Source organism: Haloarcula hispanica ATCC 33960, assembly GCF_000223905.1.
Lineage (GTDB): Archaea > Halobacteriota > Halobacteria > Halobacteriales > Haloarculaceae > Haloarcula > Haloarcula hispanica.
Map to the genome: position 1 here is coordinate 1885988 of NC_015948.1, position 14342 is coordinate 1900329.

The 14342-nt window shown below is 64.3% G+C and carries 18 protein-coding genes; 8 read left to right on the forward strand and 10 right to left on the reverse strand.

The window, feature by feature from the left end; translation table 11 throughout:
* Nucleotides 1–122: 122 nt before the first annotated feature.
* From HAH_RS09435 to HAH_RS09455, 5 genes are all read right to left on the reverse strand, one after another.
* The gene (locus HAH_RS09435; protein ID WP_014040721.1) at nt 123–1217 is read right to left on the reverse strand and encodes an asparagine synthase C-terminal domain-containing protein; all 1095 of its coding nucleotides are present in this window, start codon (nt 1215–1217) and stop codon (nt 123–125) included.
* Entirely contained in the window at nt 1217–1903 is a 687-nt protein-coding gene (locus HAH_RS09440) for a PHP domain-containing protein (protein WP_014040722.1), read from the reverse strand. The genes HAH_RS09435 and HAH_RS09440 overlap by 1 nt, the downstream gene beginning before the upstream one ends.
* Before the next feature lie 248 nt (nt 1904–2151).
* The gene (locus HAH_RS09445; protein ID WP_014040723.1) at nt 2152–3387 is read right to left on the reverse strand and encodes a TIGR04347 family pseudo-SAM/SPASM protein; all 1236 of its coding nucleotides are present in this window, start codon (nt 3385–3387) and stop codon (nt 2152–2154) included.
* On the reverse strand, nt 3384–3698 hold the full coding sequence (locus HAH_RS09450; RefSeq protein WP_014040724.1) for an Htur_1727 family rSAM-partnered candidate RiPP: 315 nt from the start codon (nt 3696–3698) through the stop codon (nt 3384–3386). The genes HAH_RS09445 and HAH_RS09450 overlap by 4 nt, the downstream gene beginning before the upstream one ends.
* A gap of 348 nt (nt 3699–4046) precedes the next feature.
* Complete coding sequence (locus HAH_RS09455; protein WP_014040725.1) at nt 4047–5198, reverse strand: multicopper oxidase domain-containing protein; 1152 nt, start codon at nt 5196–5198, stop codon at nt 4047–4049.
* Between the two features lie 211 nt (nt 5199–5409).
* On the opposite strand from HAH_RS09455, the gene HAH_RS09460 reads away from it, so the two are divergent.
* The 3 genes from HAH_RS09460 (at nt 5410) to HAH_RS09470 (ending at nt 6543) form a co-directional block, all read left to right on the forward strand.
* A complete protein-coding gene (locus HAH_RS09460; protein ID WP_004591803.1) occupies nt 5410–5787 on the forward strand; it encodes a helix-turn-helix domain-containing protein in 378 nt (125 codons plus the stop codon).
* A 2-nt stretch (nt 5788–5789) separates the two neighbouring features.
* Nucleotides 5790–6089, forward strand: a complete 300-nt coding sequence (locus HAH_RS09465; protein WP_014040726.1) for a DUF7521 family protein — start codon at nt 5790–5792, stop codon at nt 6087–6089.
* Between the two features lie 157 nt (nt 6090–6246).
* Nucleotides 6247–6543 carry a DUF7521 family protein gene (locus HAH_RS09470; protein WP_023843329.1) on the forward strand — a complete coding sequence of 99 codons (297 nt, stop codon included), beginning with the start codon at nt 6247–6249 and terminating at the stop codon, nt 6541–6543.
* A 1-nt stretch (nt 6544) separates the two neighbouring features.
* Here the strand turns inward: HAH_RS09470 and HAH_RS09475 are convergent, their stop codons facing one another.
* Entirely contained in the window at nt 6545–7858 is a 1314-nt protein-coding gene (locus HAH_RS09475; protein WP_014040728.1) for a hypothetical protein, read from the reverse strand.
* Nucleotides 7859–7947: 89 nt separating this feature from the next.
* Between HAH_RS09475 and HAH_RS09480 the strand changes: the two genes are divergently transcribed.
* Together HAH_RS09480 and HAH_RS09485 are read left to right on the forward strand one after the other, a co-directional pair.
* Nucleotides 7948–8232 carry a DUF2249 domain-containing protein gene (locus HAH_RS09480; protein ID WP_014040729.1) on the forward strand — a complete coding sequence of 95 codons (285 nt, stop codon included), beginning with the start codon at nt 7948–7950 and terminating at the stop codon, nt 8230–8232.
* A complete protein-coding gene (locus HAH_RS09485; protein WP_014040730.1) occupies nt 8229–8501 on the forward strand; it encodes a glutamyl-tRNA reductase in 273 nt (90 codons plus the stop codon). Before HAH_RS09480 ends, HAH_RS09485 begins: the two co-directional genes overlap by 4 nt.
* Nucleotides 8502–8503: 2 nt before the next feature.
* Here the strand turns inward: HAH_RS09485 and HAH_RS09490 are convergent, their stop codons facing one another.
* Together HAH_RS09490 and HAH_RS09495 are read right to left on the reverse strand one after the other, a co-directional pair.
* Complete coding sequence (locus HAH_RS09490) at nt 8504–8818, reverse strand: cupin domain-containing protein (RefSeq protein ID WP_014040731.1); 315 nt, start codon at nt 8816–8818, stop codon at nt 8504–8506.
* Nucleotides 8815–9048 carry a DUF2249 domain-containing protein gene (locus HAH_RS09495; protein ID WP_008313171.1) on the reverse strand — a complete coding sequence of 78 codons (234 nt, stop codon included), beginning with the start codon at nt 9046–9048 and terminating at the stop codon, nt 8815–8817. The genes HAH_RS09490 and HAH_RS09495 overlap by 4 nt, the downstream gene beginning before the upstream one ends.
* An 89-nt stretch (nt 9049–9137) precedes the next feature.
* Between HAH_RS09495 and HAH_RS09500 the strand changes: the two genes are divergently transcribed.
* Together HAH_RS09500 and HAH_RS09505 are read left to right on the forward strand one after the other, a co-directional pair.
* The gene (locus HAH_RS09500) at nt 9138–9674 is read left to right on the forward strand and encodes a hypothetical protein (protein ID WP_008313170.1); all 537 of its coding nucleotides are present in this window, start codon (nt 9138–9140) and stop codon (nt 9672–9674) included.
* Nucleotides 9675–9867: 193 nt separating this feature from the next.
* Nucleotides 9868–10191 carry a hypothetical protein gene (locus tag HAH_RS09505; protein WP_008313168.1) on the forward strand — a complete coding sequence of 108 codons (324 nt, stop codon included), beginning with the start codon at nt 9868–9870 and terminating at the stop codon, nt 10189–10191.
* Between the two features lie 23 nt (nt 10192–10214).
* Here HAH_RS09505 and HAH_RS09510 read toward each other — a convergent pair whose 3' ends face one another.
* A complete protein-coding gene (locus HAH_RS09510; protein WP_008313166.1) occupies nt 10215–10580 on the reverse strand; it encodes a hypothetical protein in 366 nt (121 codons plus the stop codon).
* A 329-nt stretch (nt 10581–10909) separates the two neighbouring features.
* Between HAH_RS09510 and purL the strand changes: the two genes are divergently transcribed.
* Nucleotides 10910–13126: a phosphoribosylformylglycinamidine synthase subunit PurL gene (gene purL, locus HAH_RS09515; RefSeq protein ID WP_044951915.1), complete on the forward strand. Its 2217-nt coding sequence runs from the start codon at nt 10910–10912 to the stop codon at nt 13124–13126.
* Here the strand turns inward: purL and HAH_RS09520 are convergent, their stop codons facing one another.
* On the reverse strand, nt 13127–14341 hold the full coding sequence (locus tag HAH_RS09520) for a sensor histidine kinase (RefSeq protein WP_014040733.1): 1215 nt from the start codon (nt 14339–14341) through the stop codon (nt 13127–13129).
* Nucleotide 14342: the final 1 nt, after the last annotated feature.

The following is a 14342-nucleotide window of genomic DNA, read 5'->3' on the forward strand; positions in this document are numbered from 1 at the left end:
GGATTCGCTGGGGCGGCGTTCACATCGAACACCTATCATTCGAGAACAACTATCGACGCCGCACACTAAAACCTAATTACATATTATTATTCACGGGGCTGACTGCAAGGACACCGCCCGTGTCATTCCACGAGCGACTCGACGTACTGCGTGACGTGGTCGTCCATCCGGCGCTTGTAGCCGGCCTGTCGGGCCAGACGGTCCAGTTCCCGGGCGGCGAGTGAGCCGTACTGTGCGGCCTTCTTGTCCCGGTTTGCGATCTCGTCGGGGAGTGATCCGCGCGCTGCCGCCCGGAGCGCGACCTTCCGCGTTTCGCCGTCGACGAGCAGGTCGCCGTCCAGTCGGAGCGCGGCCTCGACAACGCGGTCGTGTAACAGCGGCGTCACCGGTTCGACGCCGGCGGCCCGCAGGGCGAGCACGTCCCGCTCCAGCTGGTCGGGGAGCGAGGCGATGACCTCCCGCTGTGCCCCGCGGACGGTGTCGGCTTCTACGCGGGGGTCCTCGGGGGCCTTGGCGACTTTCGCGTAGCCGCCGAATAGCTCGTCGGCCCCCTGGCCGAGCGCCAGCCGGTCGAAGCCGTCGGCGGCGACCCGTTCCGCGGCGAGGTACAGCGGGAGCGCAATCTGGACCGCCATCGCGTTCGTCCGTCCGGTGGCACGGGCGATTTCGGGGACCGCCCGCTCGATAGCCTCGTGAGTCAGTTCGACCACACGGACCTCGGTCCCCAGCAGGTCGGCGGCCGACCGAGCGGCCTCAACGTCGTGACTGTCCGGGAAGCCCGCGACGTACAGCGGCGCGTCGAGACGAGCCGCGAGCAGCGCCGAGTCCACACCGCCTGAGAACGCGATAGCGAGAGAATCAGTGTCGACGGCGTCGATGCTCGTCTCGACAGCCTCGCGAACCCGATTGATGGCTGTCTCGCGGTCGCTGAACGGGTCGGGCGACGGGAGCGACCACCGCTGCCGGGTCCCGTTGTCGTCCCGAATATGACCGGCGGGGAACGACCGCGGATCGGCCAGCGCGGTGGGGTCGCGGCTCCACTGCCCGGGGTCGAGAGGCTCCCCGTCAGAAACAGTCCGCTCCACGAACAGCGGGTATCGCCCGAGAACGTCCCGGAGGAGCGTTCCGTCCAGTTCGCCCGCGAACCCGCCGCTTCCCGGCAGCGCGTCGCCGCTGTCGAGGGCGTCGGCGACGGTATCTGGGTCAGCTCCCTGCATCACTGCAGTAGTTCCGCAATGCCGTTCTTGACGCGTCGCTTCGCCCCGCCGGCGGCCTGCCGGAAGCTAATCCGCCACGGCGTCCGCTTGCCCTCGACAGTCGTCTCGCCCTGGCGGATGGCGTCGAGAATCGCGTCGGCCGTTCGTTCGTCCGTGCCGACGTTGGTGACTGCCTGCCCGACCATCTCCGCGATGTGGGCGTCACTGCCGGCGGTCATCGGCAACCCGTTGCGACGGGCGAACCGCTCGGCCTGCCGGTTCGACCGTCCGGTCAGCAGCCGCGAGTTGTACACTTCGATGGCGTCGGCCGTCGCGAGTTCGGCCTTCGAGATGTGTTCCAGCACGCCGTGGCGGGACTCCTGAAACGGGTGTGGGACGACTGCGAGTCCCCCCTGATCGCGAATGCGGTCGAGCGTCTCCTCGAACGGAAGGTGTGGCGGAATCGCCTCCTGAATCCCCAGAGCGAGGACGTGTCCGGCGGCACATGTGACCTCCATCCCGGGAATCCCGACGAGGCCGTACTCCGGGGCGAGTTCGGCCGCCCGGAGGCTGGCGTCGATTTCGTCGTGGTCAGTCACGGCCAGCGCGTCCAGTCCGACGGCGCTGGCTTGCTCTAAGAGGAGCTCGACCGGGTCCCGGCCGTCGTACGACAGCGACGAGTGCGCGTGTAGCTCAACCGACTGCACAGGTATCGATAACGGGGGGCAGGGCAAAAACGCCCCGGTCCGCCCCCGTTCTCACAGAGAACAAACCGGCCGCCGTGTCCAAGGCGGCCGAGTGCCCGAAGAACGCCCATCTGTCCCACGAGACTGAGCGTGTGCTTCCCGACGATACGACCGTCAATCGACGGTCGCATGTTGCAATTACTGGTGTGCAGGAATGAGTGAGCCCCCTCAGCTTGGTGGGGATTAAAATGGGGTTAGACGCTGCCGACTCAGTCGGCCGAGCTCCCGCTCGCCACCGAGCGCTCACCGGTGTCGAACGGCGGCGACCCGTGGATCTCCTCGTCTTCCAGGTAACACTGCGGGTCCGGGGCGAACAGGTCGTCTTCCACGGTGAGCGCCCGGAGCCGGGACCCGCCGCGACAGACCTCGGCGTAGCGGCAGTCGGCGCATTTCCCCGTGAGGTGCTCTTCGCGGTTGCGGAGTGCCGTCAGAAGCGGGTTCGACTCGTCCTCCCAGATAGCGCCGAACGAGCGGTCGCGGACGTTCCCCAGCGAGTACCCCTGCCAGAACTGCGTGAGGTGGACGTTGCCCTGATAGTCCACGTCGGCGACGCGTTCGCCGGTCGGGTCCCCGCCGTTGACCCGCAGGTACTCGTACACCCGCTGGGCCTGTGCCTCGCTCATGTGCTCGCGGGCGTACTCGACGAGGTAGGCCGCGTCGGCGTAGTTACCGACCAGTAGCGTCTCGATCTCCTCGCCGCGGTCGTGGTACTCGCGAGTCATGTCACAGACTCGCTTCACCGCCTGCCGGCGGTCCTCGGGCGTGAGATCGGCGTCGACAATCTCGGTCCCGCGGCCGCCGTAGTCCAGGTGGTAGAAGCAGAAGCGGTCCACGCCCACGTCGGTCAGCAGGTCGACGACGCCCTCCAGGTCCGCGGCGTTGCGCTCGGTGATCGTGTACCGGAGTCCGGTCTTCAGGCCCGCGTCGAGGCAGTTCTCTATCCCCTGAACCGCGCCCTCGAACGCGCCGTCGACCCCGCGGAAGTCGTCGTTTCGCTCCGGCAGCCCGTCGACTGAGACGCCAGCGTATTTCAGCCCGGCGTCCTTGAGCGACCGGGCGCGCTCTTCGGTGATGAGCGTCCCGTTGGTCGAAAGCACCGGTCGGACGCCGACCTCGTTCGCGTAGGCGACCAGTTCTTCGAGGTCCTGCCGGACGAGCGGCTCGCCGCCGGAGAACAGCACCACCGGCGCGCCGTAGTCGGCCAGGTCATCGAGCAGCGCTTTCCCCTCCGCGGTCGAGAGCTCCCCGTCGGCGATTTCGGTGTCGGCGGCAGCATAGCAGTGATCACAGTAGAGGTTGCACTGCTTGGTGACGTTCCAGACGACGACGGGCCGGCGCTGCTTCTCGTCCCGGATCTGGCGTTTGGTCGACTCGTTGGCCGCGTCGTACCGGAGGCCGTCCCCCTCAGCGTCGAGGTCACAGAGCAGTTTCGAGACCGAAATCATCGGTTTTCACCCCGGAGCGTCTCCGACTCCATCTCGTCGACGCTCATAGTGGCGTCGTCCCCCGCGTTCCCCGTTCCGAGCGTCGCCTCGTCCGTCTGGTAGCGGTGCGTCTCGTCGGCAGGACACAACCACAGTGTGACGGCCGTCCGCGCGAACAGCGACGCTGCCTGCTCTCTGGCGATGTCGGCGGACGGCGCGCTGACACTGCCGACGTGGGTGAGCGGGTCCGCCGTGTCCTCGCGGACGAACACCTCCCACTCGCGACTCGTTGCGCCGCGCGGGGCGTCTACCTCGTGGTCGAACTCTTCCATACCCCTCTGTTAGACTCCCCAAGAAAAACGGGACTAGCGTGTTCTCAGCTACTGGGAACCACTCGGTCAACGGCGTTTCAGTTCGATTGGAATACAGCGTTTGCCGTCCAGACGCTGGGCGGGAGCTGTGCAAGCACAGAGTGAGACTGGAGGATAGCGGTCACAGTCGAGTTGCTCGTGGCTGCCGGAAGTGGTCGCAATAGCCGAACTCCGAATTTTGGTATAGCAGTATCTGATTTACTAACGGGTCGTGCCTGCGTGGCTTAAAAGGAAAGTCTGCTATTCGAATGTAGCCGAGATGTCCCGCGAAAAGACCAATCAACTCACGCAGCCTATCGAAACGCCGTCTTACGCTTCGTAGCCGGCGTAGTCCATCAGCTGTTTGAAGATGTCGGTGTCCATCGCCTCCTTGTAGACGACACCGGTGATCATCCCACCGGGGTAGGAGGTCCCGTTCATCGCGTGGCTGACCTTGTGACAGTGCGCGAGGTAGATGCCGGGGTCGGCGTCGGCCTCGAACTCGATAGTGTGCCGACCGGCGGGCGGGATGCTGGTGATGTCCTGGTCGTGGCGGGCGGCTTCCGGAATCTTCCCGCCGTCCTTGTGGGTCACCTGGAACCGGTGGTTGTGAATGTGCATCGGGTGGTCCATGTACCCGTTATTACACATGTGGATACGCACCGTGTCGCCCTGCTCGACGATGATCGGCGAGCCGTCCTCGGGATGCAGCGTCCGCGGCGCGGACTTGCCGTTGACCGTGAACGTATCGGGGCGACGGTTGCGAACATCGTAGCTGGCGTCCATGCCGGCCATCTGACGGTTGAGTCGGGAGTCCCACTCCTTCAGCGTCATGAAGTACTCCTTGTCGGCCGGTTCGTAGCCCTTCGGGTCGACGCGGAAGATGCCGTACATCCCCATGTCGATGTGGCGGTGAGTCTGGTAGTGGCAGTGATAGAGATGCGTGCCCGTCACGTTCGCGGGGATCGTGTAGGTGTGTTTCTCGCCGGGGTCGATGCGGATGCCCGTCGTCGTCGGGACGCCGTCGTCTTCCCACTGCTTCTGGACGGCGTGGAAGTGGACCGTGTGCGGGCGCATGCCGTCCGTGTTGTCGAAGGTGACCTCCATGTCCTCGCCTTCCGTCGTCCGGAGAATCGGTCCCGGAACGCTCGGTTCGCCGTCGTCGGCCTTGAACGCCCACACCTTTGGCAGTTCGACCGGGCCGCCCATCGACTCGCCGGGATGGGCCTCGTGCTTGGCCGGGACAGAGGAGAGCGTCACTTCGCCACCCTGTTCGTCGACGTTGACGATCTCAGGCGGCGACGTGGTCGGGAGGTCGCTGTCGGATTGTGCTGGAGTTGTGCTGGTGTCGACTGACTCTTCGGTCGGAACCTCACCCGGGGCGGTACAGCCCGCAAGCGCGACCGTGCCACCGAGGCCGGAGGCTTTCACGAAGTCACGACGGGAGATGCCCGATCCGGGTGCGCCAATCTGGTCTTCCATAAGCAACTGTGGATAAGACACCACAGTATAAACCCCCGAAGGGAGTTCTCAGACCGACAGAAGCGTTCTCAGTTGCTGGGAACGAACGAACGGTTACAGATAAGTCCCCCATATATTGCGTGCTGTGTGGCGCAAACGTCGGCTGTGTCGGGCGGTAAGCGCTCCCAAGTCGGTTACATTAAACGTCTTGGGCGGGCAGTGTCGAGCAAGGATGGTCCGGGACCCCTTCGCTGACGAGGAGACGCCGGAGTTACAGACGGTCCTCGACGCACTCGACGACGAGGACTGTCGCGCCATTGTCAGCGTACTGGAGGAACCGTTGACGGCGAGCGAGATATCCGACCGGAGCGGCGTACCGCTATCGACGACCTACCGAAAGCTCGAACTACTGACCGAGTCCTCGTTGCTGTACGAGGGCGTCGAAGTCCGGTCGGACGGCCAACACGCGAGCCGATACGCGATCGACTTTGAGGAGGTCGTCATCAGTCTCGACGAGGAACTGTCGCTCACCGTCGACATCTCACACCGCGCTCGGACGCCGGACCAACGGCTCGAAAACCTCTGGTCCGAGGTGCGAAAGGAGACATAACCATGGTACACATTCCAAGTTCACAGGTCGGCATCGTCGTCTCGAAGACACTGATCCTCATTCTTGGCGGACTGATTACGTACTACTCGTATCAGGCGTACAGCCGGACGAAAAGCCCCCAGCACAAGTGGCTCACCTACGGGTTCGGTGTGGTGACCCTTGGCGCATTTATTGGTGGCGTTCTCGATATCGTTGTCGGCAGGTATCTCGGTCAGCAACTGCTCTCCGTGAGCGTCTTCACGTCGAGTTCACTGACGGCCATCGGCCTGGGTATCATCCTGTACTCGCTGTACGTTCGGTAGTGACCACGCGACGTACCCGCGCAGCAATCTCGTCGCCTCTCGCTTCTCGATTTCGGCCGGAGCGGGCAACTGGTCCGTATCGTGTCGTGACACTGGTATTCTCACCGACTGGAAACGCTACGGACGGTATATTTATCAGGACGTGTCAATCAGAGCCATGCTTGGAGCGAACGCAGTGTTGTTAATCGGGATGAAGACAGTCACGCTGTTCTGCGGTGTGATACTGACGACGTTGACATACCGCGCATACCGCCGCACTCGGGCACCGGCGATGCGAGCGCTCTGTCTCGGTATCGGGTTCGTCACACTGGGTGCAATACTCGGCGGCAGCCTCCACCAGTTCGTCGGCATGCCGGTCGCACAGAGCGTCACTGTCGAAGAACTGTTCACCGCTGCTGGGTTCTTTATTCTGACCTACTCGGTGTATACTGACCAGCCGACCACGACGAACTGAGTTACGGGTCCTCGGCGGGCGTGCGTCCACGACCGGTCAGGAGTGTTGGTAGCGATTGCGGGCTGTGTTCGACGAGGACGGCGACGAGGTTCCCCGCGAACAGGACAGTCCCGAAAAACGCGAGCGCCCCGGCGACTAACGCCGTGCTGTCCGGTGTCTCGAGCCACTGATTGCTCACGAGGAGGCCGTACGCAACTGTCAGCGCCACACCATCTATTGCCGCGATTCGGTGGTCGTACAGGTCATCGACCATCGGCACGTCCTCGAAGCCGAGGCGGTCGCTGTACCGGTGGACCCAGACGATAAACGGGACGACGTGATACAGCGTCCCGAGGACGACGAAGCCGACGCCGCCGACGAGCAGCACCGTCGACGGCTGACCGAGCAGCCCGGCGTACGCCAGCGGGTCGTTCCACCACGCGACCACCGTCAGCCCTGCCCAGAGAAACAGCGACAGCGCCGCGACGCTATAGCGGGTCAGCATCGGCGACCACTCGACACGCGCACCGACGAGCTGTCGTGCCAGGAGCACCGCCACCGCGCCAAGGCCAGCAGCGACGAGAACTGCGCCGAACCGGGCCAGAACGGGTGACCCAACTAGGCGACCGCCGGCGAGCGCAAGAACGCCGAACGGATAGACGGCCGTCTCCGCCCGCTGGACCGCTGCATCGACCCTGCCTGTGTCGGCCTGCGTGAACATCGGGGCGAGCTGTGCCAGTGCACCCGCGACAGTCGTCAGGACAGCACCGAACACGGCGAGTGTCCCGTGGGCCAGCAAGAGCCCCTGCCGGCCGATTCCCAAAATCGGGAGGACGCCGGCAGCGTGATCCAGCGCCAACACTATCCCGGCGGCCGTCACGAGGGCGAAAAACACCAGTGCCCAGCCGAAATGAATCGCCGTGACGTCGGGCTCCGCAGCGAGTAGCGTCCGTCCGATGTTGTAACAGAGCGTCCAGACGCCGATCAGCGCGAACGCGCCGGCGACCGGTAGCAGGGCAGGAGTCGCTGTCAGGAAGCCAGCGGCCAGACCCGCGAACCCGACCGCAGCGAGTGGTAACTGCGCTGCAGCGAGGCGGCGCGAGTGGAGTTCGATGCCACACCAGACCGGGACGAACTGCGTCAGTGCGCCCATGATGGTGAGACAGACCCACCCCGCGAGCAGGAGGTGGACCTGTGCGAGGTGGCCAGCACGGCCCTCGACGACGCCGACGGTGACACCGGCGACCAGAAACGCCAGCGCGACGACGAAATGACGCAGCGGGACCGTCATCGGCGGGGCGGCGTCTGCGTCCACGTCGGCAGGTATTCCGCTCATTGCTGTGTAGTACGACCTTGTCCCTGCTGGCAATGTGGCCGAATATGTTCGGGGAAAGGGTCGGCCCGTTCACAACCGAACGCGAACACATGACGTCGAACCACCAGCCAACAGAGCAAATCGCGGCCCTGATTTCGGAAACTGGTGCGCCCGGTGACGCGCCGACGGAACGCCTCGATGTGCAGTCGCTGGGGCCGCCAAAGCCGCTCAAGCAGACACTAGAGCGGCTTGCGGACCTTGACGACGACATCGTCCTCGTCCAGTTCAACGACCGCGCCCCACAGCACCTCTACCCGAAACTCGAGGACAGAGGATACGAGTACGAAAGTGTTGAGACCGACGACGCGACAGTGACAGTCATCTGGCACAGATGAATCAGAACACGGAGCCGCCTGTCGACGTCGAAGAAGCGATCGCTCGTATCGACAGCCGTGGTGCGAAGATTCAGCGGGAGCAACTCGAACGGACGCTGTCACAGCTACAGCAGGACGGTGAACTGACGGCTGACCAGCAGCTTGCGGTCGAAAAACTGAGCGAACGGCTCGTCGACCGATTGCTCGCCGTCCCCCGGGCAACTCTACAGGACGCGGCGAGGAGTGCGGACGACGAGCGGATCGAAACCGCGATTTCCCTGTTCGAGTGAGCCTACTCCGACGACGCCAAAACGAGCAGTGCCTCGCTGTCCGCCGTTGCGGCGGGGGAGATGTCCTGGTCACCGTCGAACCGGACGACGTCGCCGGGAGAGAGCGACACCGTCTCGTCGCCGAGCGTCAGGTCCACGGCGCCCGAACGGAGGAGGAACACGATGTCCCGACCGGGATGCTTGTGGGCCGGAATCGACTCGCCCGCATCGAGTGTCAACCGGATGGTCTTTGGCTCCCCGTCGAACAACCTCGTCCGGCCGTCCCCGTCGCCGTCGAGCGTTGCTCGCTCCGTTTCTGTGACGGTAGATTCGCTCATTGTTTCGGAAGGTCGGCGACGAACTTCTGTGGGCCGTCCTGCTCGCACCGATAATTCGCCGCGTCGAACGCCTCGACCTCGGCTTGCATCTCGTAGAACAGCGGCTTTGGCTCGTGATCGTTGATAATCCGAAGCGTCTCCCCTGAGGACAGCGCCTCGAAGGAGTCGTGTATCTTCGAGTGTCGCTCCGGCGGCGGCGTCTCGCGCAGGTCGAGTGTGGTTGCTGGCATCACCTGAGCGTTCGCCGGGCGTCGGTGAGGGGGTTCCCCCGAACACGTTCGGGAGTAGGTCCTGATGGATGCCGCCCGTTCGATTCAGTATGAGCCTTCTCTCCGGCCTCCGTGGCGGCTCAGACGTCGGGTTCGATAGCTACGGGACGTTCGTTCCCGAACACAACCCTGACCCCGGCCCGTTCCTGTCTGAGACAGCAGTACTGACCGGCACCGACCACGCCGCGTTCCACCGACTCACGATGGACCTGTTCGACGAGCGCGGCGTGTACGACATGACTTTCGGGTACAACCTCGCACGGCTGAACCTCGACCATCGGCACCCGGACGCGGGCTTCCGCTACGGCCGTGAGACGGACGACAGGAGCGTGTTGCGAGCCGAGTTCACGCCGACGACCGAGTTCTGCCCCCAGAGCGACACGCTGACTGTCGGCGCGTTTCGCGCCTGGAACGGGCTGTCGGACCGCCACGAGTACGACCTTGTCCGCGTCCGCGTGAGCCCTGGCCACCACCAGAGTACGAGTATCAACGACAAACTCCAGCAACTCGAAACGCGGTACCGGAAAACCGGTGAACTCCGGACGGACGATGCGGACGAATCGTCCGACGAGAGCGTGCCGTTCTGACGGCTGAGTACATGGAAAACGTTATACGGTTTGCTGGGCGACATATCGTAAGCTGAGCCGACTGGGTGGGATATCGGTGGCTTGGTGGGATAGTGGAGGGTCCCTCCACGACAGAAAGCAACAACCTATCAAAAAACGATGGTATCGGAGTACTTACAGTGCGGCGTCGCGGCCCGCCGGAGGCGGAGCCGAGATGGATAGCGATATCTTTCGGGATGCGGACGGAACCTACAACAAGCGGCTTCTGGGACTGGTCCTTCTCGTTTTACTCGCCGTCGTCGGTGCTGGCGTTGGGACCCTCGGTCTCACCGACAACAGCGACGCGACTTCTGAGCCCGCCACCGAGATGACGCCAAGCCCGACGGAGTCGACACCGGACGGAACTGACGCCACTTCGACCGAAAGCGGCGGCAGTGCCTCCCCACCGCCGAGCGCGCTCCTGTCCGAAACTCCGACAGAGACTCCGGCTAACAACCAGTCGGACGGGACCACCGCGGGCAACGCGACGGCTGAATAGTCCGGCAGTAAAACGGCGGTTCCTCAGGAAAACAGCAGATTGAGGTTGAACCCGGTCACGGCGAGCCCCATCACTGTCAGAAGCACCGGCGGACCGTAGTAGAGCAACGGGTCTTCTTCGAGCACGCCGCCCCAGATGCTCACGCCGAGACAGCAGTATATCACGAGGAGTTTGAGGCCGAGGAAGCCGCCGCCGCCGAACGACTGGATCGCCCACCGGATCGCGGGATTCGCCTCGGTGAACGTCGGCACGAAATAGACGATGGCGATGGTGGTAACCACGTCCCCGACGCCGTAGGTCGCCAGCGCCACCGCCCACACGCTGGAGAAGGACCGGCCGGAGAAAGAACTCCCTTCCAGCGTCAGCCAGTCACCGTCGGCAGCACCCATACTGCATTCGGGTATGGCTAGCGGCCATATATACTGCGAGGGCCAGTTATCTGATTTGAAAAGGAGAGAGATATGGGCTCTCCAGAGATTTTGAGGTAATTGTACGCGGGATAGCTATTCTAAAGACCAATATTGTCCCTCCTGAAAGTCCATAGCCGATGCCGGTGCCCACTCGTATTCAGCTGTGAGTCTCAGCTATGGACGGTGTGTCGGGTTGTTGAACAGGCGCTCGCCTCGACAGGTGCGAGTTGTGTGCTGCCGGACGTTCGCGTCCTGCCAGCGCGGGTGCATGGAAAGGGACTTATCTTGTGGGCGGCCACGAGGAGGTAATGAGCCTGTCCGACGCGGACCACGAACTCGTGGTCGAGGAGATCGGTCGGGAGCCGACACGGGCGGAGGCCGCTCTCTTCGAGAACCTCTGGAGCGAACACTGCGCGTATCGCTCCTCTCGCCCCCTGCTGTCGGCGTTCGACTCCGAAGGCGATCAGGTCGTCATCGGCCCCGGCGACGACGCAGCCGTCGTCTCCCTGCCGTCCCACGGCGACGGCGAGGAGATGTACATCACGATGGGCGTCGAGTCCCACAACCACCCGTCCTACGTCGACCCGTTCGACGGGGCAGCGACCGGCGTGGGCGGGATCGTCCGCGACACGCTGTCGATGGGGGCCTACCCCATCGCGCTGGCTGACTGTCTGTACTTCGGCGATTTCGACCGTGAGCACTCCCGCTATCTCTTCGAGGGCGTCGTCGAGGGCATCTCCCACTACGGGAACTGCATCGGCGTCCCGACAGTGGCCGGCAGCGTCGCCTTCCACGACGACTACGAGGGGAACCCACTTGTGAACGTCTCCTGTATCGGCCTGCTGGAGCCCGAGCGGACCATCACTGCCGAAGCCCAGGAGCCGGGCAACAAGCTCGTTCTCGTCGGCAACGCGACGGGGCGAGACGGGCTCGGCGGGGCGTCCTTCGCCAGCGAGGACCTCGCGGAGGACGCTGAAACGGAGGACCGACCGGCCGTGCAGGTCGGCGACCCGTACGCGGAGAAGCTACTCGTCGAGTGCAACGAGGCGCTGCTGGACGAGGAACTCGTCGAGTCGGCCCGCGACCTTGGGGCCGCTGGCCTCGGCGGCGCGTCGTCCGAACTGGTCGCCAAGGGCGGCCTCGGCGCGCGCATCGAACTGGACCGCGTCCACCAGCGTGAACCGAACATGAACGCCATGGAGATTCTCCTCGCAGAGAGCCAGGAGCGGATGGTGTACGAGGTCGCGCCGGAGAACGTCGACCGCGTGGCCGAACTCGCCGAGCGATACGACCTCGGCTGTTCGGTCATCGGCGAACTCACCGAGCCGGGCACGAACTACGTCTGTACGTTCGAGGGGAGCGAGACAACTGTCTCGGACAAGTCGAGCGGGCAGCGCCCGCGAGACAGCGAGACAGTCGTCGACGTGGACGCGGAGTTCCTCGGTGAGGGCGCGCCGATGAACGACCTGCCCAGCGACGCGCCACCGAAACAGGAACGGGACCTGCCGACGGTGTCGCTGGACGAGGCGTTCGAGCAAATTGTCGGTAGTCCGAACTGCGCCTCCAAACGGTGGGTGTACCGCCAGTACGACCACGAGGTGCAGGTCCGAACGAGCGTCCTGCCCGGCGACGACGCCGCCCTGCTCGCAATCCGCGAAGCCGGGACCGGGCTGGCCTTTTCCGCCGGTGCGGACCCCAACTGGACCGACGCCGCGCCGTACGAAGGTGCACGCGCCGTCGCGCTGGAAAACGCCACGAACGTCGCCGCGAAGGGCGCGACACCCCATGCGGCTGTGGACTGTCTGAACGGCGGCAACCCCGAGAAACCGGACGTGTACGGCGGCTTCAAGGGTATCGTCGACGGCCTGGCGGATATGTGCAGTGACCTCGACGTGCCGGTCGTCGGCGGCAACGTCTCGCTGTACAACGATTCACAGGACGGGCCGATTCCGCCGACGCCGACGCTCGCACTGGTCGGAGTCAAGGAAGGCTACGACGCCCCGCCGCTGTCGCTGTCCGGCGAGGGAACGCTCGTCGTCGTCGGTGACACCGCGCTGGAAGGCGAGGCCGACCCGCGACTCGGCGGCTCCGAGTACACCGCGCAGTTCGGCGGGACCGACCGCTTCCCCGCCCTCCCGGCGGACTCAACGGACGTTGTCGAGACGATTGTCGAGGTCGCCGACGCCGACCACGTACTGGCGAGCCACGACGTGAGCCACGGCGGCCTCGCGGTAACGCTGGCCGAGATGGTCCACGAGGACGCCGGTGCGTCGGTCGGAATCGGGACCACCGAGCACGGTACCCCGGCTCGACTCCTGTTCAACGAGCGGCCCGGCCGGGTCGTGTTCGAGACGACCGACCCGGCGGCGGTCCGGGAGGCCTTCGACGGCGTCGCCCCAGTGACGGAACTGGGCGAGGCGAACGACTCGAACGGACTCGATATTACGGTCAACGACGAGACGCTGGCGTACAACGCTGCGGACATCGCCGACCTGCGGTCGGTCATCGACGACGAACTGGCCTGATTACCAGCGGACATCGAACCGCGCACCGCCCCTCTCGCTCTCCGAGACTGCGACCGACCAGCCGTGTGCTTCGGCGATGCTCTGAACGATCGACAGGCCAAATCCTGTCCCGTCCGAGTTCGTCGAGTAGCCGTGTTCGAACACTAGCTCACGGTCATCCGGTGAAATGCCGGGGCCGTCGTCGGCGATGGAGAACCCGTTCTCATGTGTCCCGGGCGCGGACACGACGACGGTGCATTCCGCGCCCGCGTGCTCGATGGCGTTCCGGTAGAGATTCTCGAATAGCTGCTGGAGGCGCTCGGCGTCCGCCTCGATGGTCGCGTCGGTTTCGATGGTAAGCGTTGCGTCCCCGGTTTCGACCTGTTGCCACGCGTCGGCTGCGACGGCTTCGATGGAGACGCTCGTGGTCTCTCCGACGACCCGCCCCTGACGAGCGAGCGTCAGCGTGTCATCGAGGATCCGTGCCATCCGCTCGTGTGCCGCGGCGACCTCCTGTAACCCCTCCCGAACAGCCGCATCCTCGATGTCGCCGAGCAGGAGGTGGGTGCGGCCGGATGCGACGTTCAACGGGTTCCGAAGGTCGTGGCTGACGATACTGACAAACTCGTCAAGCCGCTCGTTCTGGTGTTTCAGCTGTTGTTCGCGGCGCTTCCGTTCAGTGATGTCGGTGTATATCCCGTACCCTTCCAGCTGGCTGCTGTCACGGGTGACGATGGTACTCCGGAACAGGTAGGTCCGTATCTCGCCTGATGCAGTCGTCCGCCTGACCTCTTGCTCCGACTGGCCGGTCTGTTCCCACCAGTCAGTCCTGATGACTTCGGAGTTGGCTCCGGGCGGCGCGAGGAGTGTCCGAAGCTCCGTTCCGACTGCATCCGTCTGGTCGTAGCCGAACGTGTCCGCGAACGCTTCGTTGATCGACTTGACGTACGGTTCTCGCTGCTCAAACTCGACGACGACAGCCGGGTTTGGGATGTTCCCCAGGAGCGCGTCAAACCGTTCCTGTGCCGCCAGCTGCACGCGGAGTTCACTCGCGACGAGTGCGACGTATCCCTCGTTGTTGTGCTGGATTATATCACAGATATCCTGTGCATCCGTGTCGTCTATCTCCGTGTCGCCACTGATACCCAGGTCAGCCATCGCGTCGTCGACGATAGCCGACGCCTTCTCGATGCCGACCGTTTCTGCGAACTTTGAGACGAGTCCTGTTCGATTCATC

Bases quoted from the DNA above. Each gene is read 5' to 3' on its own strand.
- HAH_RS09520 (WP_014040733.1), bottom strand. From the start codon at position 14,341: ATGAATCGAACAGGACTCGTCTCAAAGTTCGCAGAAACGGTCGGCATC.
- HAH_RS09485 (WP_014040730.1), top strand. From the start codon at position 8,229: ATGAATCAGAACACGGAGCCGCCTGTCGACGTCGAAGAAGCGATCGCT.
- HAH_RS09480 (WP_014040729.1), top strand. From the start codon at position 7,948: ATGACGTCGAACCACCAGCCAACAGAGCAAATCGCGGCCCTGATTTCG.
- purL (WP_044951915.1), top strand. From the start codon at position 10,910: ATGAGCCTGTCCGACGCGGACCACGAACTCGTGGTCGAGGAGATCGGT.
- HAH_RS09450 (WP_014040724.1), bottom strand. From the start codon at position 3,698: ATGGAAGAGTTCGACCACGAGGTAGACGCCCCGCGCGGCGCAACGAGT.
- HAH_RS09490 (WP_014040731.1), bottom strand. From the start codon at position 8,818: ATGAGCGAATCTACCGTCACAGAAACGGAGCGAGCAACGCTCGACGGC.
- HAH_RS09465 (WP_014040726.1), top strand. From the start codon at position 5,790: ATGGTACACATTCCAAGTTCACAGGTCGGCATCGTCGTCTCGAAGACA.
- HAH_RS09470 (WP_023843329.1), top strand. From the start codon at position 6,247: ATGCTTGGAGCGAACGCAGTGTTGTTAATCGGGATGAAGACAGTCACG.
- HAH_RS09505 (WP_008313168.1), top strand. From the start codon at position 9,868: ATGGATAGCGATATCTTTCGGGATGCGGACGGAACCTACAACAAGCGG.
- HAH_RS09500 (WP_008313170.1), top strand. From the start codon at position 9,138: ATGAGCCTTCTCTCCGGCCTCCGTGGCGGCTCAGACGTCGGGTTCGAT.
- HAH_RS09435 (WP_014040721.1), bottom strand. From the start codon at position 1,217: ATGCAGGGAGCTGACCCAGATACCGTCGCCGACGCCCTCGACAGCGGC.
- HAH_RS09510 (WP_008313166.1), bottom strand. From the start codon at position 10,580: ATGGGTGCTGCCGACGGTGACTGGCTGACGCTGGAAGGGAGTTCTTTC.
- HAH_RS09445 (WP_014040723.1), bottom strand. From the start codon at position 3,387: ATGATTTCGGTCTCGAAACTGCTCTGTGACCTCGACGCTGAGGGGGAC.
- HAH_RS09455 (WP_014040725.1), bottom strand. From the start codon at position 5,198: ATGGAAGACCAGATTGGCGCACCCGGATCGGGCATCTCCCGTCGTGAC.
- HAH_RS09495 (WP_008313171.1), bottom strand. From the start codon at position 9,048: ATGCCAGCAACCACACTCGACCTGCGCGAGACGCCGCCGCCGGAGCGA.
- HAH_RS09475 (WP_014040728.1), bottom strand. From the start codon at position 7,858: ATGAGCGGAATACCTGCCGACGTGGACGCAGACGCCGCCCCGCCGATG.
- HAH_RS09460 (WP_004591803.1), top strand. From the start codon at position 5,410: ATGGTCCGGGACCCCTTCGCTGACGAGGAGACGCCGGAGTTACAGACG.